This window comes from Caballeronia choica, from assembly GCF_001544535.1.
GTDB lineage: Bacteria > Pseudomonadota > Gammaproteobacteria > Burkholderiales > Burkholderiaceae > Caballeronia > Caballeronia choica.
The window spans coordinates 1-20,820 of sequence record NZ_FCON02000135.1 but is presented as its reverse complement, the minus strand read 5'-3'; the positions used below and the strand labels follow the sequence as shown (position 1 = coordinate 20,820).

Sequence of the window (20,820 nt, the reverse complement as noted above, 5' to 3'; positions counted from 1 at the left end):
GTGTTTTGCGTGGACGAGAAGACCGCGATTCAGGCGCTGGACCGCAAGGACCGGATGTTGCCACTCTCGCCCGGGCGCGGCAAGACTGCATCGCGCCACACCAGTGCCCAGTTCGTCGCCCTCCTCACTGAGGTTGTGTCGGCCCACCGCGCCACGCAAGAAATTCACGTGATCTGCGACAGCGTCAGCAGCCACAAAACACCGGCTGTACAGACGTTCCTGCTCGATCATCCGAACGTCACGATGCATCACACACCTACCTATTCGTCATGGCTGAATCAGGTTGAGAACTGGTTTGCTCGAATTCAGCGCGACGTCATCACGCGCAGCGTGTTCACCAGCACCAAAGACCTCGACAAAAAACTCATGCGCTATATCCGTCAGTACAACAAGCAAGCCGCACCGTTGAAATGGAAGTACGATGAACCCAAGCGCCGCATCCGGTGCGATTCATCTGGTTCAACGGACTAAGGCGGCAGTGTCGCGGTGCGGCAATGGCGCGGTGCGGCATGCCGTAGAGATGCAGCGTGGGGCTCACCGAAACGCAGGACGAACATGCACACGAACTCGCTGGACCAGACGGACCTTTTCGATGAACCGGAAACCGGTCAGAACGACCACGAAGCCGCTCCCGAATCATCGAACAAGCCAGTGCCCGTCGCGACCAACCGGAAGTCTTCCACGCCCGCTTGCTGGCCCACGCCATGGCCGCCCGAGACTCACTTGATGACGCGCGTATGAAAGAGATAGCTGCGCGCAAAAGCGAGCACCAAGGCACGGTCGATTGGACCGGGCAAACATGGGGATGTCTCAGGGCACTCCGCTACGTCAACCACGGGAAGAACGGCGCACGCTGGGTCTTCCTGTGCGGATGCGGAAATGAAAAGGTCCTGCCGGTTAGGTTCGTTCGCAATGGGAAGCGGCCCACATGCGGATGCGGCACGAAGCGCGCGCCAGCACCCGAGCGGACGAATCCCGCAGTCTTGTGGCCCTTCCCCCTTGTCGTCGGTCTGGACGGTGTGCCAGTCAGCCCCGTGTGGCGGTCAGCAGGACGCTAAGGATCGAACAAGTCGAGGTCGCGACAATCCACCCTGAGGCCAACCGCAGACCTTGCGGCACGCGCTGTGCCCGCTGGTAATCAGCCTCGGCCGGAAGCGCCCCTCTGCCCTTCTGGTCTCGCGCGATCCGGGCGGGATGCGGACACGGTCACGCAACTCTACATCGACGCCGATGACTTCGTTTCGCCACTGCTCGAATGGGCTAATGTGGATGCCTTGGTATTCGACCGGGTGATGGAATTCGCGCAGGCTTGCGCGAGCCACCAATGGCCGGGCGCGAGGGTGCAACGGTCATTCGTGACTTTGCGGCCGTCCCCAGTCCCGTTCCTGGGGCATATCATGGTTGAAACGTCCCCGGCCGACAGGTCGACGGGTCGACTGGCGTGACCGACGGGAGACACAGCAATGGCCGAGTCCGCGGATGTGATCGTGATTGGCTCCGGTGGACTTGGCGCGGCTACGGCCTATCATCTGGCCAAACGGGGCACCCACCGCGTCGCGCTTCTCGAGCGGCATGAAATCGGCTCACAGACTTCTCCTCGAGCGGCTGGCATGGTGATCTGCTTGCGCAAGAGTGACTTGATGATCAACTTGATCACGATGGCGGCAAGCAAGATCAGGCGCTTTTCTGGAGACACCGGCCAGCCCCTGGATTGGGTGCAGTCGGGCAGCCTCAAGGTTGCGCGGCGCCCAGAAGATGCCGAGGTCATTCAGGAAGACATTCTGTGCGGCCGGCGCCACGGTCTGGACGTGGAGGAGCTCTCCCTGGATGCGGCCCACCGGCTCAACCCGTTTCTTGAGACGACGGGAGTTGTGGCCGTGATGCGCATTGGCGATGACATGTATTTTAATCCCGCCCAACTAGCCGTCGCTTTCGGCGGGCATGGACCAATAAGTGCAACCATTCTGGGCGCTGCCGACGCTCGCGATTGCGGGGGCGTGGCGTACGGGACATCATGGGATACTGCGTCACCGCGGCGCTATGCTCCGGCTTGGTGTTCATCCCGGGCCTGTATCTCTTCCCGCCGCTAGCGGACGGAGGCGCGACACATGGATGCCCACGAACTTGTCACGCAGCCGACACAGCCTGTCCGCCGCCCGGTGCTGGTCTGGGACGCGCCGGTGCGACTGTTTCACTGGCTGGTGGTCGTGCTGGTCACGGCGGCCTATGTCACCTTGAAGCTGAACTGGATCGACTGGCACGTTCGGGTCGGCGAAACGCTGCTCGCGTTGGTTATTTCGCGGCTGCTGTGGGGCTGCTTTGGCAGTGAGACCGCGCGCTTTCGCAGTTTCGTGGCGTCGCCCGCGGCTGCACTTCGTCATTTGCGTCACCTGTTCCGCCGCGAGCCGGATGTGCAGGTGGGCCACAATGCGGCCGGCGGCTGGATGGTCCTCCTGCTGCTCGCATTGTTGCTGGTCGAGACGCTGAGCGGGCTCTACGTCAACAATGACATCGCCGACGAGGGGCCGTTGAGCGAAGTGGTGCCCGTGTGGCTCGCCAACGCTATCTCGACGCTGCACGGGCTTGTTTGGGACGTGCTGCTCGCCGCGGTGGCGCTGCACGTGCTCGTGATCGCTCTCTACGCAGTAGCGAAGGGACACAACCTGTTGCGTCCGATGCTAACCGGCTACAAGCCGTTGCCCTCATCCATCGACGCGCCGCGGCAGACGCCAGCGCTGCTGGCGCTGCTGCCGCTCGGCGTCGGCGCGGCCGTGGTGATGCTGCTCGCGGCTTATCTCTAGCTTGCCGCGAAACTGATCTCAAGGTGCCGCTACAGTGGTTGCGTCAGTTGCTCTTCGGCGGCACCACCTGGCCGCGGATCTCGCCGTCCGGATGGTTCTTCGTGTGAACGTTGATATACATGTCACCGGCTTCGAACATCTTGGCGTCGTCCGGGGATAGCGTGGCCTGACCGCTGATCGGGCTCGTCACCTCCATGGTGCCTTTCTGGGAGAGCCAGACCTTCACGCCGGCGTTTTTGCCGGCCGGGGCGGCCCCGTGGAAATGCGCCATCGTGGCCTGGCTCGACAATCCGCTGAAGCTGACTTTCCAGGTTACGACCCGCGTGCTGGGGTCGTACGTGAGGGCGCCGCTGCCGCTGCCTGGAGTCTGCACCTGCGGAACCTGTTGGGCGCCCGTCAACGGCACTTCAAATGAGACCGGCGCCGCTTGCGCCAAGGTCAACGTACCCGCTAAGGCCAGGCCACCGAACACCACGAAAGCGCGCTGCGAGATGGATCGTGACATTTGCTTTTCTCCTTCTGGGTTTGCCCTTGCTGGGCGGTACCATTGTCCAAGAGTGCGGAAGACCTCGTCGGCGCCGGTGGCAACCAAAGAGGTGAGACAAGGATAGACGCACGCCGCCGGTAACTCCAGGTGGTGTGCGGAAAGCCCTGGTCGTGAAGTGCTTGAGCCCGGTCATTTTGTCCACCCCTCCGAAAACTGAAAATACGCCTTCGGAAAGCGAGCCGCCGGCACAATAAACCCAAGGAAAGAGACGGGATTTTTCAGCAACGCTTTTGCGTCATGGATTTGCGGGATGTCGAGTGGGATTTGCTAGCTTTGAGATTCGTGGCCGACGATGGAAGGCATGGCATGCGCCGAGGGCCAAGCCGTCGGCCGGGAACGTCGCGGCGGTGATGCCCAGCGCGCGCGGATAGGCGTTACCGCGCAGGCTGATGACGATCAGAGAGGTGGGGCAGATCATGAACAGATTGGGCAAATACTTAGCTCTGGACGTGAGCCACGAAAGAACGATTGCTTGCTGCTGCCTCACCAATGCCGGTAACCGAGTCTCGGCAACGGCCGAATATCCTCAACCCAGGCGAGCCCACTAATCTAAGCAGCAATCCTGTGCAGCCCGATCCTCTGCGACGGTCCTATTTCGGCGGCGCCCAATCATCGACACCATTGACGAAGATCGCTTTGACCGTGCCGTCTGCTTCGAGCTTGGCCAAAGAGCGATTTATTTTTTCAAGCAGTTCGCTGTTTCCCTTTCGCACCGCAATGCCGATCCGAGGTTTTGGTGACTGCGACTGGTAGGAGCTCACAATTCGCAGACTTGGGAGTCGACCATGTTTAACAGCGAATATCGTGTCAGGGCCGGCGGTGACCGCTGCCTTAACCTGACCTTAATCGACCGCCGACCAGGCATCCTCTACCGTGTCAACGAAGGAATACCCGTTATGCGATGAAAGCGATTGGCTACAGCATTTGACGAGAGATCTCGACGCGGGCATCTTCGGCTGACCGGAATGAAATGCCCGGGTCATCGAAATCCGTGACTAGCGCTACGCGAACGGGAGCACAAAGTCGAACCGGGCTGCCTTGCGCCCGTCCTGGTCATCGATCGTCATCAACAGTCGGCGATCAAACAGGAAATCGCGAGCGTTGCGCTGCTCGCCCGGAAAGTAAAGTTGGGTCGTGAGGGGGGACCCGTTTGGCGCCTGCACCGTCACATGGAAGTGTCGTGTGCGTCCCGGATACGGACCCGGCACGATAGTCTCGAGGCGATAGCGTCCCTCGCTGTCGGCGAATTGGTGGCCGCGCAGCCGGAACCCCTCGACATCGTAGTCCCCAGCGTCATTAGCGTGCCAGAAATCGAGCAAAGCCCCGGACACCGCCCTGCATCGTGTCGACAGCACCTGCCCGGTCAGGACGATCTTCGGTCCACTGATCCCCGTTTCGATCAGCGATGTGCGCTGCGGTGAGTGCGGCAGGAAAAATGGGCCTGCCGTCTGCCGCGGCGTCGACCCGTGACCGTCGTCGCAAGCGGGCGTTGGTGAAACTGCGTCGGCCCGGCCTTCGTCGGCTCTTCCAAGCGCCAGCAGCAACAACGTAGACGGCACAGCACCCGACCTGCGAAGAAAATCGCGCCGCCCCCAGCTCACGCTTCGTGCGCGCATCGTGGACCCTCCTTGTATCGCGCTCGATCGACACGCGGCGCGATCCGCGCAGCGGAGTCGACGGGCGTCCGTGCGGGTCCCGTCGAAGTTACCAGAGCCTGCACCAGTGCCCACCATGGTAAGCCGAAACTTCGGGTCGGGTGAGGCGGCCGCGAGGCCGCGACCGGCCGTAATCGATCCGCTCCCGCCGGTCACGCTGTCTGGCGCTCAACGGCGGGAATCGAGTGGTCCGATCACCCAGGCCGGCTTCCCGAGGGCAGCGGTTCGGCCATTCCGGTCGTTGGTTCAATGACATGACAGCGGCAGGTGAGGATCCCATTGCCGTCATTCAATGGCCGGCTGAATTTGTCAATCGTGAATGGCCGCTGTCGGGGAAGTCGAATGTTCGTTGACGGACCCGAAGCAGCCATCGGACGTGCGAAGTGGAGGCCGCTGAAGGTCAATCGGAAGCGTCCTTTCGTGCTCGTCCCGAAAGTTCGGCGTTCGTAAATGACGCTCCACTTGCGAACAGCGCGCGGAGGTACTCGCCCCTGCGTCCTGACGCCGTTTTCACCTGCGGCACCCGTGCTTGTAGGCAATCTTAAATCGCATAGAAAAAATTCTGTAAACCACTATTCTTTATGCGGGAGGCTAGGTGTTGAGAGGGTATTCGAGCAGAAGGAGTTAATAAATTGATAACTAATATATTGTTGCGCCGCACGTCCAGGGCTACCTGGGTATCGGTCTTGCTGCTGACCACCGCTCCTCACGCCTACTCTTTCTGCCTCCGAACAGAAACAACCAGCGGTCCATGCCCGAGCTGAGCTCGAAACCGCTTCCCGAGCCGAGGGCGCTGGGTTTTTCTCGCATGCCCGAACCCTTGGACGCGTGGATGCGTTGACGACACATATCGACCGCACGATAGCTGACAGCACGAACACCAGGGGGCCGACGACGTGCCAAGGCCGATCGTGGTGTGCGCGCTCGCCAGCACTCTTGGCTACTGTACGATTCGTCATACAAAAAATTATAATCCGCGGCGCGAGCCGGCCAGGAGGAGGCGAGCATGGAAACCATCGTGAAGGCCCATGGGAAGGCTAAGACCAAAGTCAATATCGTCGCGGAGGATGTCCCGGTTCTTCGCTCCCGGGCAGATCGTCTCGCCGCCGGTCGGGCGTTGCGCGATAAGGTGCCGCGCAGCAGCCACGCCGAGTGGACACCATCGGCCCAGCGCCGGGATCCCATAGAGATTCTGGAGGAATCGAACCAGGACCGATTGCCGGAACTGGTCCCGATCCGCTATGGCCGCATGCTCCGCAGTCCCTTCACGTTCCTGCGCGGCTCGGCCGCGCTCATGGCCCACGATCTCGCGGCTACCGCAAGCACAGGTCTTCGGGTGCAAGCCTGTGGAGACTGCCACCTGTTGAATTTTGGCCTGTTTGCCACTCCGGAACGCAATCTGGTCTTCGATCTGAACGACTTTGATGAAACGCTGCCGGCGCCTTGGGAATGGGATCTCAAACGGCTGGCCGTCAGTTTCGCGATCGCAGGACGCGATAATCGGTTGCCGGATGCAGATTCCCGGAAAGCCGTCCTGGAGTGCGTGCGCACCTATCGGGAACACTTGCGCGAGTATTCCCGGACGAATCCTCTCGAAGTCTGGTACACACGCCTGGACATGAAAACCCTCATTGCGATGGCACCCGATGAAAAGGTGAAAAAGACCCGCGAGCAATTGGCAGAAAAAGCTCGCCAGCGTGTTGTCGAAAACCTCTTCCCCAAGATTGTCGGTGAAGTGGCAGGGCGACGCCGCCTGGTCGACCAACCGCCGCTTCTCTTCCATGTCAGTGACCCGGGCTTCGAGGAACGGGTTCATGAGGCACTGGCCGACTATCGGCAGTCACTGTCTGATGAGCGCCGTGTCCTCCTGGATCGCTACCACCTGGAGGACTTCGCCGTGAAGGTCGTGGGTATTGGCAGCGTCGGCACCCGCTGTTTCATCGGGTTGCTTTTCGACGAGGAAGACCATCCCCTTATTCTCCAGTTCAAGGAAGAGCGCAGGTCGGTCCTCGAGCCCTATGCGGGAAAGAGCCAATATGACAATCAGGGGCAGCGTGTCGTCATGGGACAACGGCTGATGCAGTCTTCCAGCGACATCTTTTTGGGATGGTTGCGGGGGCAGCGAGGCCGCGAGTTTTTTGTGCGCCAGTTGCGGGACATGAAGATGTCGGCTCCCACCGAGGAAGTCACCCCCGCGCAGATCAACCGCTATGCCGGGCTCTGTGGCTGGACCCTGGCCCGCGCCCATGCCAAGTCCGGGGATGCCACGAGCATCAGTGGCTATCTGGGCAAGGGCGACGCGTTTGACGAGGCCATCGGCACGTTTGCCATCGCTTATGCAGATCAGACCGAGCGAGACCACGGGGCGCTGGTGAAGGCGGTAAGCGCTGGGAGGCTGGAAGCTCTCGTTGAGGAATAGCGTCCTGCACCAACCACATGCCTTGGTAGTCTTTACTTATACATGGGATTGCCAGCGTGCTCGATCTCAGCGATGCGACAGGCCGCGTTAAGGCGAGGGCATGGCAGACGATCGTTGCTGACGGGCAGGCTGGCGCGCGGCGGAACGCAGTATCACGGATTCGAAACGCGCCACGTTTTGAACGGCGGCGGTTTGATTTACCGGATTGTCGTTCAGAAGGGAAGGGCATGTCATGACGAGACTTCGTTTTCTTGCCGCCTTGCTGCTCGGGATCTCGGTGCTCTCGTCGTCGGCGCGAGCCGCGTCGGAACCGAGTGCGTCCGCTGTGACGCAAGCATCGTCGCCCCCGGCTGTTGTCGCGAAAGCCCGGCAGTTGAACCTCGCGGTCAAGCCGTGGACCGGCGACTTCGACGCAATGCTCGAGCGCCGCTCGATCCGCTTTCTCGTGCCGTACAGCCGTACGCTGTACTTCAACGACAAAGGCAGGGAACGTGGCCTGACCGCTGAACTCGCGCGCGACTTCGAACGTTACGTCAACATGCGCTACGCCAGCCAGCTCGGCAAACGCCCGGTGACGGTCTTTCTGATCCCAACGACCCGGGACAAACTTCTGACGAACCTGCAGACGGGGTTGGGCGATATCTCGGCGGGCAACCTGACGGCAACCGATGAGCGGCGCAAGCTTGTCGACTTTGTTGCGCCGCGTGACCGCAAGCCGGTCCGGGAACTGATCGTGACCGGTCCTCGCGCTCCGGCTATCGTAACCCTGGACGACCTCGCAGGAAAGCAGGTGTATGTACGCAAGGCAACGAGTTACTACGAGAGTCTGACGGCGCTGAACGAGAGGTTCAGGAAAGCGGGCAAGCCGGTCATGCAGATCACGCTGCTGCCCGACGCACTCGAAGATGAGGACACGCTCGAAATGCTCAATGCGGGAATGCTCGGCATCGTAGTGGTCGACGACTGGAAAGCAGAACTATGGGCGCAAGCTCTGCCTCAGATCAAGGTTCGGGAGGATCTGGTGGTACGCAGCGGAGGCTATGTGGGTTGGGCGATCAGGAAGAACAGCCCGCAACTGCAGGCTGCGGTGACAGATTTCTATACCGAGGTTGTCAAAAAGCAGGGCCTCATCGACTATCGGCTCGCACAGTTCATAAAGCGTATCAAGCAAGTCACTGATGCTTCGGGTGCGTTGGAGCGCAAGCGTTTCGAAGAAACACTTACCCTCTTCGAGAAGTATGGCAAGCAGTATGGCTTCGACCCTCTGATGCTGGCCGCCCAAGGCTATCAGGAATCGCAGCTGAACCAGTCGGCGCGCAGTCACGTTGGCGCGGTCGGCGTCATGCAGTTGATGCCGGGAACAGGCAAGGAAATGGCAGTCGGCAACATTGGTATAACCGAGCCCAACATCCATGCGGGCACGAAATACATGGATCGGCTGATGACACGTTACTTTCCGGACGCGCACTTCGACGATGACAATCGCACGTTGTTTGCCTTCGCGAGCTATAACGCGGGAGCGGCCAATATCGCAAAGATGCGCAAGGAGGCCGCGGCCCGCGGGCTGGATCCGGACAAGTGGTTCAACAATGTCGAAATCGTCGTCGCGGAGAAGATCGGGATCGAAACCACGACGTACGTACGCAACATATTTAAGTATTACGCCGCATACCGCTTGATCGCTGACGCTCAAGCGGCCAGAACCAAGGCACTAGAGAAGGTGCAGCCGCCGAATTGACAGGACGTAAGTGTGGTGGAAGGCGATTGAGATCGACCAACTCATTGAAGCATAAGGGCCGGCTCTGCCAAACTGGCAGACGGCCCAGATGAAAGCTGAAGTTAAGTCGATCCAGCGCGCCCAAACCCATTGGAGCTTTGCAGCGGGAACCAAGGTGTCGCCTCTCAAGATCTGAGCGCGAGCGCGTGTTGGACAAAACGGAACCGTGTGCAACACGACAATCGGCCCCTGCGGACGGCGCACCAAAGGAGCTCGCCAGAGGTGAAAAATCGATATCTGAGTTGGTGCGCGAGTGTGCGACGTTCATCCTCTGCGAGAACTACTTCCAGTGCATCGACATGACGTCCACGTCGAGTTCCGTTCCGGTTGCCAACTGATTCAGTTTTTCATTAGGATACCGTTTCAAACGGAGATCCTGGAGAGGCCGCCAACAATTCCGGGAAACTGCTAACCTTCCGCACAGCGTGTGTTTGCATCGCCCGCACGCTCGGGTCCATACTCGCGTGAGGCTCCGGGGTAGCGAAACTGCCGACCTTTTCGCCTGCACAGATCGTGATAGACGGAAGGCTGGGACCGTCCCGTCACGCTCTCTTGGTTGTCTGCATCGATTGAAAGGGTATTCAAGGTTGTCTCCTAAAGTCGAAATTCGAAAAATCTACGCGTTCCGCAAGCCCTTGCCCGGCAGTCGTCGCGAAAACGTCTCGTCGAACTCGGCCAGGGTTGGCATCTGCATCGCGGGCCTGTGCTCAAGTGCTCCGAGCGAAGCCCTCCAGGCATCGAGGATATCGAGACGCTCGTGATATTGGATGTACGGCACGTGATACGCAAAGAACGGGTCGAGAACGTCGAAGCCAACATAGCCAAGGGTTCCTTGCAGGAGAGGTCGCAACATCATTGCGAGATCACCATGGATCCCGCCGTCGCAAACCATCGATTGCCGGCTGCCGAGCGTGGCGCAGACCAGTGCTTTCTTTCCAATCATTCCGCCACGGTCATAGATACGTCGACCACCGTAGAACGCTCCTGAGACGAAAACCCGGTCTATCCAGCCTTTGAGAATTGCGGGCATGGAGAACCAATAGATGGGAAACGTCAGAAGCAGCAGGTCACAGCGGCGGACCTTTTCGACTTCATTCAGGATGTCGGCTGACAGTGTTCCTGTCTCAAGTCCGTGCCGTTGCTCGAGGGCATAGACAAGATAGTCGCCGTTCTGAGGAACCCCGAAATCGGCAGCATTGGCTACTGGATTAAAGTTAAGTGCATACAGGTCGGTGACTTCAACGCTGTGGCCGGCCGCAGTCAGTACGTCAACGGCGGCGCTTTTTAACCTCTGGATGAGCGTGGACAACAAGTACATTCATTTTCTACTCGACTCCTGTTGGCCCCCCTGCCGCCAGGCAGGGACAAAGACCGTTCGATTACTATGGCGATCGCTCGCCCCGCACTGCATGTGGTCATACATTCCAATACTTCCGTGCATACGGAGTTCGTACTCGGGGTTGTATGGAGAGTCGAAGGCCAACGTGATTAACACGCACAAGACCGGACATGCGTGGAACTTTGCGGTGCATAGCCGCAAGCCGGATTCTAGTGGTCGGCCGCAGCCAGTATGGGAGCAAACTCGGGCCGCACGTCGCCCTTGCGAGGCAGTCCCATGATCTCGCGCGCTTCGGCTGGCGTTGCCGGCTCGAAGCCCATCTCGCGCACGAGGCGCACGATCCGCTCCATCAGTTGAACGTTAGTCGCCAGTTCGCCCGGACGATAGTACAGATTGTCTTCCAACCCAACACGGACGTGGCCGCCAAGCAGCAACGAATTCATCGCCGCGGGCAACTGCGCGGGCCCAATACCGCTGACGCAAAAGATGCTCCCTTTCGGCAACAGGTCCACCATCGATTGCAGCACACGCGGCGTGTATGGCATCGCGTTCTGAAAACCGCGATGAACACCAAGGACAAGGTTGATGAAAAATGGCTCTTCGTCGAATCCCGCCGCTGTCAAAGTCGCGACGTCCTGGACGATATGCGTCGGGCTGAAAACTTCCCACTCCGGCTTGATGCCGCGCTTCTTCATCTCCTGCGCGAGATACTTCGAGCGCTCCGGCGAAGTGTGCATCAGCAGTTCCTTGCCGCCTAAGCTTGCGATGATGGTTGTCGCATCGAGCGTGCATATCTCCGCACCGGCATCGATGCCCTTGAGACGCTCTTCCCACAGAATTTCCCAATAGCCGTTCGGGCCTTGCGCAATCATGTCGCCATGCACGCCACCGCCGGTGGAGTTATTGATAACGATGTCGCATTTTTCGCGGATACGACGGTTGATGTCACGGTAGATCGACGCATCACAGGTTGCGCCGTCGTCTGGGCGGCGTGCGTGCACTGCCACCACGCTGGCGCCCGCGTTATAGCAGTCGTACACGTCGCGAGCGATCTCATCGGGCTGCGTCGGTAGATGGGGGCTTTGTGACTTGTATGCCATGCCACCTGTCGGCGCGATTGTCACGATAATCTTCTGTTTGCTCATGTCTTGTCTCCAGATATTTGTTGTGCCCGCGTTGCTGCATCGGGCAGCTCGCGTGGCTCTATGCTCCGCTCAGTTAGCGCTCGACCAGGTCTTTAACCGCGCTGAGCGTGACCGGAAGCGAAACTTCGTGACTGTGCTCGGCAGCCTGTATGAAAAGCCAGGTGGCCAAGGCGATGACGCCGATTGCGCCGAAGGTAGTTAGGGACTTCATCTCATTGCTTGCAGGTTGCGGTGACTTGCGCTTCGACTCAAAGCGCCGGGTCCTGAGGGCAAGAAGCGCCCACGGTGTCGACCGGCTCTCATACGAATATCCGCGAGCGGTCGCAAGGGGTCGATCAGAAATAGTGGCGCAGGCCCAACATGACCGCGGTCGTTCCCATACCGGGCGCCGCCGGCTGGCCGTAGGTGATGGTCTGGGTCATGGTGCCCCGGTTGTTCACGTAGCCCACTTGTCCATAGACGAGCGTGGCTTTGGAAAGGCTGTATTCGGCACCCGCCGCGACTTCGGTCGACTTGTTCGTCGAGTTGTTCCTGTCCTTCAACATGACGTCAACGGATAGTCCGAATCCTGTTCGCGTGGTCTGCTATTGCGCACCTTGGTCATTCATCCGGTCCCGACGGCCGATCTCCAGCCGCGTTCTCCAACAGCCTTGGCAGAACGCGCCGCGATGATCCATTCGGGAAATATTGATGTGGGGTTTCGAATCCCATCGCTCTGGCTCATGCCGCTCTCCCGGGCATATCGCCAAAACGCCGTTCGGGCTAGTCACCGCCCTCGCGAGGTCGGTGGCGATAACACGGCCCAGGTCGCCTACCGGCGCCGGCGACCAGGACGGCCCGCCCTTTCAGATTGCGACGTTGATTCTTCATCGCGATCATCTTTCAACTTGGAGCAGGTCCGTCTCGATCACTGGCCGCGTACCCGAGGCGCGCGCGGCGAGTGCGAAGAACAGGGCAGACGTGATTGCCACCGCGTCCGTGGCGAGCAGGACGCCGGTCAACGGGGCCGCGGCGCCCGACCTATGCAGATAGTCCACAGCCATGCCTGCGGCCAGGTTGCCAATGGCGATCGCGAATACATTGATGCACAGCATCGTGAAGCCAGAGATCGTCGAGCGCATGCTTTGCGGCGTCATGCTCATGATGGCGGTGTTGGCGGGCCCGTACAGCGCCAACGGCAGGAAGAATCCCGCGCACATGCCTGCGTAGAACAGCGGTGAATCGGGTGCCACGAACCGACAGGCGATCATCAGGGGTGCGCAGGTCGCGACCAGCACGACCATGAATCTCGCGTGTCCGCCCGGCAATTTGCCGGCTAGGCGATCGCCCATCACCCCGCCCACCACGGCGCCCAACGTGCCAAACAGGAGTTGCAGCGCGCCGACGCGGGTGGCAATTCCGGCTGCGTTCATGCCGCGCTCGTTGACAAGCCACAACTGAGTGAAGGACAGGCTGGCGAAAACCAGATGTACCAGCACGAAGCCGATGATCGTGAAGCGCAGTGCGCGGTTTCCACCAACGAAGCGCAACGCAGCGAGTACTTGCGGCAGGAAGGCTGCGCCGCGTTCCTGAGGTGCGAGCTGGCTGCGGTCTTCCTTCAACAGCGTCAGCGACAACGCGATGCCGATGCCGATGATGCCCAGCGCATCGAAGGTCGTGCGCCACCCATTCGTGGCGCCAATAGTGCCAGCGAGCAGAAAGCTGCAACCGATTCCGAGGGGGATGCCCATGAAGAAGAGCCCCATTGCGGTGCCTCGTCTCTTCTCGGAAAACAGTTCGGCAAGCAGAGCCACCGCGGCGGGCACGAGTGCCGCCTCGCCGCTCGCCACGAAAAATCTTGCCACCACCAATTGCTCGAAACTGTGAGCATGCCCCGACGCCCAGGTGCAGATGCTCCAGATCAATACACCGGCCGCGATGATGCGGGTACGGCTGAAGCGGTCCGCCAGCGTTCCCATGAACATGGCCATCGTGCCGAAACTCAGCACCCACACCGCACCGACCAGAACGCCGTACTGGGCATTGCTGAGTCCGAGCTCACCGATGATCTGCGGCGAGAATCCGAGCAGGATGTTGCGGTCAATGTGGGCCAGCAGATGGATCGCCAATAGCGATGCCAGTACGGCAGATGGGCTTTTCTTCCAGAACATCGTGTCTCCATGCCTCAAAAGGTTGGGGTTCGAAGCGAGGCGCACAGCCGTGCGTTGCGGCGTCACGCCTCGCTATCCCCGATCAAGCAGCCTTGCGTGGGGCTCGGCTGTTCCCTGCCGGCGCCCGGTTCGGCGCCATGCCCAAGTGTGTGAGCGTCTCGTCGGCGCAGTCCCATTGAGTGCCGATCTGATAGATGCGCCGGGCGTCGTCGCCGCCTGCTATATCGCGATTGAGTTCGCGCGCGATGCGCACCATCTTTTCGATCTGCTGAACGGAGGTCGCACGTTCGCCGTCCGGGCCAAAGAGCGTGTCCTCGATACCCACGCGCACGTGCAGGCCGAGCGCGATAGCCATCGTGTTCATAGGCACCACATTGCGGTTGAGCGTTTCGAGCGTAAGCACGGCACCGTGCGGCGTACGACGGACGAACTCAAGCATGTCCGCGGGATGCAAACCGGCCGCACCTCCGCCGATGGCGACATAGTTCAGGATTAGCGGGCCGGTATAGGCTCCGCGACGAATCAGGCGCTCGACTGTTTCGAGTTGCGTCAGGTTGCCCAGCATGAAGTGGGGCTGAATGCCGCTCGCGACCAGACGCCTGATGTGCTCGACATGCCACGACGGGTTGGACGGCACGATCATGTCGCGGTAGGCGGCCTGCAAGGCGGGATTGGTGAGCGAGGTGCCGGCAACATCGGCCTCGGTCATCAATTCCATCACGTTCATCTGGTTGGTGTTGATCGCGACAGTCACCTGGTCCGGACGCGGATTCAGTTCCGCCAGCATGTGGCGCGTGTCGTCGGTAAGCCACTTGGCGGCGGCCCCGTCGTTTTCCGGGGCGAACGAGATCGAGCCGCCGACCTGCAGGATCATCTTCGGCACGGCTTCGCGCAGTCTTGCGAGCATCTCGTTGAACTTTGAAAGTCGCTTGCTGCCCTTGCCGTCGTCCTCGCGCACATGCACGTGCAGCACGGTGGCTCCGGCGTTATAGCAATCCACCGCCTTCTGGATCTGCTGATCCATTGTCACGGGGATATCGTCGGAATCGGCAGGAATCCATTGAGGTCCGTACGGCGCGACCTGGATCACGAGTTTTTCCTGGTTTTCAGGCAGCAGGGAGTCGTCTAAGAAATGCATGTTCGTGGTTCTCTTCTGTGTATCGTTGAATGGACGGGTATCAGTCAAGCGGCAGCGCGGGCGCCAGCCGTTTTGGTCGACTCGATAGCCTCTAGTTCTTCCAATAGAATCGGCGCCCCCAGGCTGGAGGAATGGATTCCGAGGACGCTGACGGCCTGCAGGACGGCGGCGATTTCCTCCTTCGTGGCGCCCAGCTGAAGTGCTTTGCGGATGTGCCTGCGCGTGCCCGGGGCATACATGTGCGTGCATGACGCATCGACCGCGATCGCGAGGAATTCAAATACCTTAGGCTCCAGCACACCCGACAGCACCGCGTGCATACCCATTGCCATGAACTTCTCGGCCCACGCAGGATCCAGCTCGGCAAAGGCATCCCATGCGGGATTCCAGTCGCCGCTGGAGCGCAGTTGATCGCAGATTGGGGTGGCGCTGGCGCGCGTCTCGTTGTTGCTCATGGTTCTTCTCCTCGACTTTTTGGAAGGGCGCGGCACCGGGGTGCTGTGCCGTACGCGTGGAACCAAGTATCGGGGATCTGGAAATCCCGGTTTGACGTTCCGGGACATTGGATTTACATTTTGGGGCACCCGGAGACGCGACGATGTCCTACCAACTGCGTAGCGCGAGTCTTACCAACTATGTGGAGGTCGCGCGATCGGTCGGCTTGGAGCCGTATCAGCAGTTGAGGGCTGCCGGGATCAATCGGTCGGCGTTGCTGGACCCCGACATCATGATTCCGGCCGAGGCGGTAGGACGCCTGCTAGAGGCATCGGCACAGGCCGCGGCGATCGAGGATTTCGGGCTGCGATTGGCCGAGACCCGGCAGCTCTCGATCCTTGGCCCGCTCGGTTTCGTCGTGCAGGGACAACCGACGCTGCGCAAGGCGCTCGAATCGACGAGCTACTATCTGCGACTCCATAACGAAGCCCTCTATATGCGCATCGAGGAAACGGAAGGCATCGCCATCATCCGGCAAGACATAATGGGCTTGCCGGCTGGCTCGGTGCGCCAGGCAGTCGAGCTCGTGCTAGGCGTCCTATACCGGTTACTGAGCATGATTCTTGGCCCCACCTGGAAACCGCGCAGCATCTGCTTCACGCACGATGCTCCGGCGAGCGTCGCTACGCACGCACGGGTGTTCGCCGCCCCCCTCGAGTTCAAGCGGGATTTCGACGGCATCGTGTGTATCGCATCGGATCTCGACGCGGCGATTCCAACCTATGACCCAGTCATGGCGCACTTGGTGCACCGCTATCTGGATTCGATGCTCGTGCAGTCCAACGCAACGATGGCCGACAAGGTACAGAAACTGGTCTTGGCTTTGTTGCCGTCAGGCGAATGTTCGGTCGAACGGGTCGCACAGCATCTGGGCCTGGATCGCAGGACCGTGCATCGTCACCTCGCGCAATGCGGCGCCAGCTATTCGTCGATCGTTGACGCGGTGCGGGTCGAGTTGGTGATGCGGTACGTCGACAGCCGCGATCGGCCGCTGTCCGAAGTCGCGACGCTGCTTGGCTTCTCGTCGCTGAGTGCGTTTTCCCGCTGGTTCGGCAGCCACTTCGGCTGCAGTGTTTCGACGTGGCGCGGTAAAAATCGATAGCGAAGCAGTCACGCCGGCCGGCGATGCGTCGGGTTCGCAAGCAAGCACTTTGGTCCGTGGGTTCATACTCCAACCAGGGTTGCGCAGTGGCTTCCGTCTTCGCCGCCCTTCCTTTCGGTTATTCAGGTTACCTTTCAGATAAGGTGCGCTGTCTGCCAGTGCCGTTTGCAACACGTTGAGATGATGCACGTTTTGGGACGTCCGCCAAACGGCGTCACAGAGAGCAATGCTTCTGGATATACCAGATTTCCAAGTCATGGCTAAACGGCCGCTTTCGAGGTCGAGCGGGCGTTCGAATGCCTCGCTTCGCGACGGAATGAATGTCCGCAGCTGGCCGAGAGCCGCGGTTCGCGATGTTCGGCGAAAGCAGCCAAAAGATGATCTCCACATCACGGTGAAAAAGGTCGACTTTGCGGAGCCAGCACCCAAAGGCAGCCGTCGGCCATCTGCGGACGGTGGCGCACGTTTTCACAGTGACGTTCGAACGTCGGCTTCCCCCGCTACCGGCCATTTGGCTACAGACAATGTCCGTCGAGTCCACGTGCACTACTTTGCCGCGGGCACCGGTGGTGCCGCCCCGCTGTGCGTCGGGTCGGCCAGAATTCGGCCCCCGACGTCCTGCAGCAGCCGCCGGAACTCGGGGGACGCCATGATGATCGTCCCCGCAGCGGCACGCAGACGGTCGACGGCCTCGGCAGAGAGGGAGAACGAAGTCGGCTGCTCGTTCAAGTAATCCAGTTCTGCTTTGTCCGTCAACTGGGCGAACGACACGTCGATGGCATAGATCGTGGTGTCCGGCGTGCGCAACGCTTTGGTTACAGCCGTATCCTTGTTCGCAGCAAATGCATGTGACTCCCGAATTCGGCGCATGGATTGCCACTGAGCCTGCTTGTCCCTCAATAGTTCAGTCGCCTCATAGGAATAATGGTCGATCGGAACGCCTGCCGCTTTCACCAAAATCTGCAGCGTCCCCGGCGGCGACTCCGACTTGTCCCATCCTGTCTTCGGCGTGGACAGTGAATTGACGACGAAGACGATGATCCTGCGTATATGGTCCAGTGGCGTAGGCTGATCGATGGACTGCAGCGCTTCCATGATCTCGAGGGAATCCAGTACGCTCCGCATGCCGAGGTTGTCCGAAACGCCACCGTCTACGAAATGGAGGTATGGCCGGTTGACGCTGTCATCAAACTCCGCCTCCTCCTTCAAATGGCGGGTCGCGCGTGCGGCAGGTCTAGGCGGGTCGACGGAGTCGACAAACGGCTTGAGCCAGGCGGGCGCCGTGTAATCGCAAGTGCCGCCGTAATTGTTGAGCGTAATGGGCGAGAGCACCACCGGTACTGCCGACGATGCGGCAGCCGCACGGGAAAGACGTATCCCATTTAGATCCGAACAGAGCACGTCGAAGGTGGTCTGCGTAAAAGGCAGACGGGCGCCGGTGGAAATGTCCGTGGCCGATGCGATGATGAACGGGCCTTTCCCGCGATCAAGATCACCAAACGTCGCGCCGTCGAACAGGATCTCGTCGTACAAATCGGCCGCCAGTTCCGAACGACCCCAGCCGCTCGACCATAGTGACGGCCAGTACGTCGGGTTTAAAGTGCGTGAAGTGATCTCCCCCTGTACGTCTCGTTTGAGAAAGCGCTGTTCGTAATCGTCGAAGAGTTTGTCACCGTAGAGGCCGTAGGCGAGGGCCGTAAAACTTCCGCCCGACACGCCGGTAATTACGCCAACATAGTCAAGCATGCGTGACTCGTTGCCGTTCGGTGCGACGACTTTGGTGTTCCGCAGGAACTCGAGGACGCCGTACGAGAATGCTGCAGCACGCGTGCCGCCGCCCGAAAAGGCTAGTATCACCAGGCTTTCTTTGTCGGTCGAATACTGCGGGCGCGTGACAAATCGATAGCCGGTATTCGGATCGGCGTGGGTAATCGGCGGGTTGATGGGACGGCTAGCGCAGCCGCCGACCAAGAGCAACAATGCAAGCACCAGCCATATTTGTGTCGGCCATCGAGTCATCGGTCCTCCGGATCGGTTCCCATGCTGCGTACGGTTGTCAGCGTACTTCTCGGCGTAAGCCGTGCGGCCATCGACGGGGAACTGCCGCTGTGCCAGGCTAGAGCGCTGCGTCGGCTCTGGGTGGCACCTCTGGTGATTCTACCTGTCCTGTGGTCTCAGATAATCATCGCGTCGCCTGGTTTCCGGCGCCTGATGGAGGACATCGGTGGCAAGTTCGAGGTGGATCTGCCGCCGACAAGCGGGGAAGCCACCAGCCGTGCCGCGAAATAGTGGCGCGCACGAGTGTTTGCACATTCAGTCAACGATCGAACCAGCGGTATTGGAGCGCGACCGACACGGTCTGGAAATCTCCCCCGACACGTGTCGACAACCCGCTCGACCATGCGAGTTTGGCTGACCATTGTGCAGCAAGAGGAACCGACAACGTTACCCCGTAACGAGTACTGGCTTGCAGATCCTGGTTCTGGACGCCATTGACGCTTGTCCGGCCGCCCGTGAGATACGTAAAGTCTGCGGCAATCCACAGTCCGGGCCGCCACGTATAGCCTCCATGCCATTGGAATACGGCCAGCGGAGCCTGGCTTCGTCGCTTGCCACCAAAAAAGTCCGAATTGTCGGTGAACACCCACACTCCAGCGGCTCCCTCCACAAACCAGTTGCCGACTGGCTGGGACAATCCCAGTTCAGGTTTGAACGCCCATCGGTTCGAACCCACATTGATGATACGGGCGGGCTGATATTGGCCGGTCGGCGCGACCACGCTTAGGCTGGCACCCAGTGTGGTGGTCGGGCTACGCTGGGCAAATTCCTGTGGCGTGAGCGCGGGACCACCCACCAGACTCGCGGCAATCCGAAACCGTACATCGCCTAGCCCCGAACGCCAAGCCTGACCAGGCACGCCTGCTACATTCCCCGTCAGGTACGCATTGGCATAGGGCTGCAACACAGCAACGCTGGCGACATGTCCCGCGACGTCAAAGCTATGAGAATAACCGAGTGAATACGCATTGATTCGGGCTTGAAGATCGGTGATGGGTAACGAAGGGTCCAGCGTAACGTCGCCGGTCGATCGAGCATAGCCTGCCACCACGAAGTTCGTCCCAATCGGGACGGCCGAATAGCTACGCGGTTCCATTTCCTGCGCGGACGCCATCACGGACCAGAGAAGCGCTATTCCCGCCCACCGAGATTGAAGGCGCCAAACATTTCTTGTCGTTGAACTGCAATCCGCAGGGCGTCCGGCACGGACTGCGCAATGCGAGTCGATCGACGCTCGCGGCGTTGTCATGAGTTCCTCGCGCACGCCAGGTGCAGACTGAGCGACATACGGAGCAGCCATTTTGACCCGATGTGCTAGCCGGATGCGCGCGATTGACGTCCAAGAGAATATCGAGCCTGCGGAACGGTAGAAATGCGCCTGTCCGAGCAATACGTCAAGGTCCGGTACACGCGTGGACAAGTGTGCCTCATCAGCAATGTGTGCTGGCCGGAGAAGTTGCACGTGGCAGAAAGTGGTGACCCGGCAAGCGCTGTTTTACCAGAAGACCGTCTCGCTAACGGGAAGCAGCAATCGACTGAGGTAATGCAACCGAGTACTGCGCCGCGACCGTGATTTCCGGTCTGCGACCGCGCACTCTGTCGAAATGCGATCGGTCAAAATGCCTTACAGGTGTCGTCCGATCGTGTGACTTCTCCGGAACGAGCCTGCCACGAGAAAACTCCGGACAAGCGTCGCGTGCGTTCTGTGAACGGCGAACTGCGGCAATCGTCGGTACAAGCGACGGTCGCGCTTAAGGACGCGATTAGCAGTAAAGGGGTGTCAGCGTCTATTCGATTGTTCTGAGACCAGTCATAAAGATCCGCCAAATATCGGGAGGGTCGGTTGCGGCCTGAAAGCCGACGTCGAAGTGCTGCTAGGTCGAACGGCGGCAATGGGGTCGTCAGCACGCATTCGCGGCAGGCGGGACCGGTCACTCGCGAACCCGATGGTCCGAACAGCCGGAAAGCGGCATGGAGCTGCTTTACGAAAGGAGATGCTTGAATGTCAACAATGGCCGAGCTGCTGCCCCCGAGAAACCGGCTCGGATGACCGGACCAAGCTGTTACCTGCCCTTGAACCCCTGAAAGCGCGACCGGCGGCAGTGAGCCGTCGAACGAAACCGCTCGCGCGGTAGGGGCTACGGTCTGACGCGAGAGGTCAGGGAGAGGCCGGTCACGCGGCTTTATGTTGGCG

At 60.2% G+C, this 20,820-nt stretch carries 17 protein-coding genes and 1 pseudogene; 7 read left to right on the top strand and 11 right to left on the bottom strand.

Going from position 1 to position 20,820, the window contains the following annotated elements:
* The 3 genes from AWB68_RS34520 to AWB68_RS34505 form a co-directional block, all read left to right on the top strand.
* On the top strand, positions 1 to 471 hold a 471-nt coding region (locus AWB68_RS34520), incomplete at its 5' end, for a transposase (protein ID WP_200828877.1).
* Positions 472 to 1,463: 992 nt separating this feature from the next.
* A complete protein-coding gene (locus AWB68_RS34510; RefSeq protein ID WP_235028649.1) occupies positions 1,464 to 2,090 on the top strand; it encodes an NAD(P)/FAD-dependent oxidoreductase in 627 nt (208 codons plus the stop codon).
* An 18-nt stretch (positions 2,091 to 2,108) separates the two neighbouring features.
* Positions 2,109 to 2,801: a cytochrome b/b6 domain-containing protein gene (locus AWB68_RS34505; RefSeq protein ID WP_087648762.1), complete on the top strand. Its 693-nt coding sequence runs from the start codon at positions 2,109 to 2,111 to the stop codon at positions 2,799 to 2,801.
* A gap of 43 nt (positions 2,802 to 2,844) precedes the next feature.
* Here AWB68_RS34505 and AWB68_RS34500 read toward each other — a convergent pair whose 3' ends face one another.
* From AWB68_RS34500 to AWB68_RS34485, 3 genes are all read right to left on the bottom strand, one after another.
* The gene (locus AWB68_RS34500; protein WP_087648761.1) at positions 2,845 to 3,306 is read right to left on the bottom strand and encodes a CHRD domain-containing protein; all 462 of its coding nucleotides are present in this window, start codon (positions 3,304 to 3,306) and stop codon (positions 2,845 to 2,847) included.
* A gap of 632 nt (positions 3,307 to 3,938) precedes the next feature.
* Positions 3,939 to 4,109, bottom strand: a complete 171-nt coding sequence (locus AWB68_RS34495; RefSeq protein ID WP_374729637.1) for a hypothetical protein — start codon at positions 4,107 to 4,109, stop codon at positions 3,939 to 3,941.
* Positions 4,110 to 4,349: 240 nt separating this feature from the next.
* Positions 4,350 to 4,964: a dioxygenase family protein gene (locus AWB68_RS34485; protein ID WP_087648759.1), complete on the bottom strand. Its 615-nt coding sequence runs from the start codon at positions 4,962 to 4,964 to the stop codon at positions 4,350 to 4,352.
* Positions 4,965 to 6,009: 1,045 nt separating this feature from the next.
* On the opposite strand from AWB68_RS34485, the gene AWB68_RS34480 reads away from it, so the two are divergent.
* Both AWB68_RS34480 and AWB68_RS34475 read left to right on the top strand, forming a co-directional pair.
* Positions 6,010 to 7,422, top strand: a complete 1,413-nt coding sequence (locus AWB68_RS34480) for a DUF2252 domain-containing protein (RefSeq protein WP_200828876.1) — start codon at positions 6,010 to 6,012, stop codon at positions 7,420 to 7,422.
* A 232-nt stretch (positions 7,423 to 7,654) separates the two neighbouring features.
* Positions 7,655 to 9,160, top strand: coding sequence for an MltF family protein (locus AWB68_RS34475; protein ID WP_087648758.1), 1,506 nt, complete (start codon positions 7,655 to 7,657; stop codon positions 9,158 to 9,160).
* A gap of 655 nt (positions 9,161 to 9,815) precedes the next feature.
* Here AWB68_RS34475 and AWB68_RS34470 read toward each other — a convergent pair.
* From AWB68_RS34470 to AWB68_RS34445, 6 genes and pseudogenes are all read right to left on the bottom strand, one after another.
* Complete coding sequence (locus tag AWB68_RS34470) at positions 9,816 to 10,517, bottom strand: NAD(P)H-dependent oxidoreductase (protein ID WP_235028648.1); 702 nt, start codon at positions 10,515 to 10,517, stop codon at positions 9,816 to 9,818.
* A 230-nt stretch (positions 10,518 to 10,747) separates the two neighbouring features.
* Positions 10,748 to 11,683 (bottom strand): beta-keto acid cleavage family enzyme, encoded by a 936-nt coding sequence (locus AWB68_RS34465; RefSeq protein WP_087648757.1) that lies wholly within the window; start codon positions 11,681 to 11,683, stop codon positions 10,748 to 10,750.
* A gap of 335 nt (positions 11,684 to 12,018) precedes the next feature.
* Positions 12,019 to 12,231 (bottom strand): annotated as a pseudogene (locus tag AWB68_RS34460) (porin); the annotation flags it as partial.
* A gap of 327 nt (positions 12,232 to 12,558) precedes the next feature.
* On the bottom strand, positions 12,559 to 13,833 hold the full coding sequence (locus AWB68_RS34455) for an MFS transporter (protein ID WP_087648756.1): 1,275 nt from the start codon (positions 13,831 to 13,833) through the stop codon (positions 12,559 to 12,561).
* A gap of 82 nt (positions 13,834 to 13,915) precedes the next feature.
* On the bottom strand, positions 13,916 to 14,971 hold the full coding sequence (locus AWB68_RS34450) for a beta-keto acid cleavage family enzyme (RefSeq protein ID WP_087648755.1): 1,056 nt from the start codon (positions 14,969 to 14,971) through the stop codon (positions 13,916 to 13,918).
* 44 nt (positions 14,972 to 15,015) lie between these two features.
* Positions 15,016 to 15,426: a carboxymuconolactone decarboxylase family protein gene (locus AWB68_RS34445; RefSeq protein WP_087648754.1), complete on the bottom strand. Its 411-nt coding sequence runs from the start codon at positions 15,424 to 15,426 to the stop codon at positions 15,016 to 15,018.
* Between the two features lie 143 nt (positions 15,427 to 15,569).
* Between AWB68_RS34445 and AWB68_RS34440 the strand changes: the two genes are divergently transcribed.
* Entirely contained in the window at positions 15,570 to 16,568 is a 999-nt protein-coding gene (locus tag AWB68_RS34440; protein ID WP_087648753.1) for an AraC family transcriptional regulator, read from the top strand.
* Positions 16,569 to 17,114: 546 nt separating this feature from the next.
* Here AWB68_RS34440 and AWB68_RS34435 read toward each other — a convergent pair.
* Positions 17,115 to 18,587: a patatin-like phospholipase family protein gene (locus AWB68_RS34435; RefSeq protein ID WP_087648752.1), complete on the bottom strand. Its 1,473-nt coding sequence runs from the start codon at positions 18,585 to 18,587 to the stop codon at positions 17,115 to 17,117.
* A gap of 21 nt (positions 18,588 to 18,608) precedes the next feature.
* Here AWB68_RS34435 and AWB68_RS34430 point away from each other — a divergent pair, with 21 nt between their 5' ends.
* The gene (locus tag AWB68_RS34430; RefSeq protein ID WP_087648751.1) at positions 18,609 to 18,857 is read left to right on the top strand and encodes a hypothetical protein; all 249 of its coding nucleotides are present in this window, start codon (positions 18,609 to 18,611) and stop codon (positions 18,855 to 18,857) included.
* A 28-nt stretch (positions 18,858 to 18,885) separates the two neighbouring features.
* On the opposite strand, the gene AWB68_RS34425 is transcribed toward AWB68_RS34430, so the two are convergent.
* Complete coding sequence (locus tag AWB68_RS34425; protein WP_235028647.1) at positions 18,886 to 19,722, bottom strand: transporter; 837 nt, start codon at positions 19,720 to 19,722, stop codon at positions 18,886 to 18,888.
* Positions 19,723 to 20,820 lie beyond the last annotated feature (1,098 nt).

Coding starts and splice junctions, on each gene's coding strand:
- AWB68_RS34425 (WP_235028647.1), bottom strand. CDS start 19,722: ATGGAACCGCGTAGCTATTCGGCCGTCCCGATTGGGACGAACTTCGTG.
- AWB68_RS34510 (WP_235028649.1), top strand. CDS start 1,464: ATGGCCGAGTCCGCGGATGTGATCGTGATTGGCTCCGGTGGACTTGGC.
- AWB68_RS34505 (WP_087648762.1), top strand. CDS start 2,109: ATGGATGCCCACGAACTTGTCACGCAGCCGACACAGCCTGTCCGCCGC.
- AWB68_RS34470 (WP_235028648.1), bottom strand. CDS start 10,517: ATGTACTTGTTGTCCACGCTCATCCAGAGGTTAAAAAGCGCCGCCGTT.
- AWB68_RS34440 (WP_087648753.1), top strand. CDS start 15,570: ATGTCCTACCAACTGCGTAGCGCGAGTCTTACCAACTATGTGGAGGTC.
- AWB68_RS34475 (WP_087648758.1), top strand. CDS start 7,655: ATGACGAGACTTCGTTTTCTTGCCGCCTTGCTGCTCGGGATCTCGGTG.
- AWB68_RS34445 (WP_087648754.1), bottom strand. CDS start 15,426: ATGAGCAACAACGAGACGCGCGCCAGCGCCACCCCAATCTGCGATCAA.
- AWB68_RS34435 (WP_087648752.1), bottom strand. CDS start 18,587: ATGACTCGATGGCCGACACAAATATGGCTGGTGCTTGCATTGTTGCTC.
- AWB68_RS34465 (WP_087648757.1), bottom strand. CDS start 11,683: ATGAGCAAACAGAAGATTATCGTGACAATCGCGCCGACAGGTGGCATG.
- AWB68_RS34485 (WP_087648759.1), bottom strand. CDS start 4,964: ATGCGCGCACGAAGCGTGAGCTGGGGGCGGCGCGATTTTCTTCGCAGG.
- AWB68_RS34500 (WP_087648761.1), bottom strand. CDS start 3,306: ATGTCACGATCCATCTCGCAGCGCGCTTTCGTGGTGTTCGGTGGCCTG.
- AWB68_RS34430 (WP_087648751.1), top strand. CDS start 18,609: ATGCTGCGTACGGTTGTCAGCGTACTTCTCGGCGTAAGCCGTGCGGCC.
- AWB68_RS34450 (WP_087648755.1), bottom strand. CDS start 14,971: ATGCATTTCTTAGACGACTCCCTGCTGCCTGAAAACCAGGAAAAACTC.
- AWB68_RS34480 (WP_200828876.1), top strand. CDS start 6,010: ATGGAAACCATCGTGAAGGCCCATGGGAAGGCTAAGACCAAAGTCAAT.
- AWB68_RS34455 (WP_087648756.1), bottom strand. CDS start 13,833: ATGTTCTGGAAGAAAAGCCCATCTGCCGTACTGGCATCGCTATTGGCG.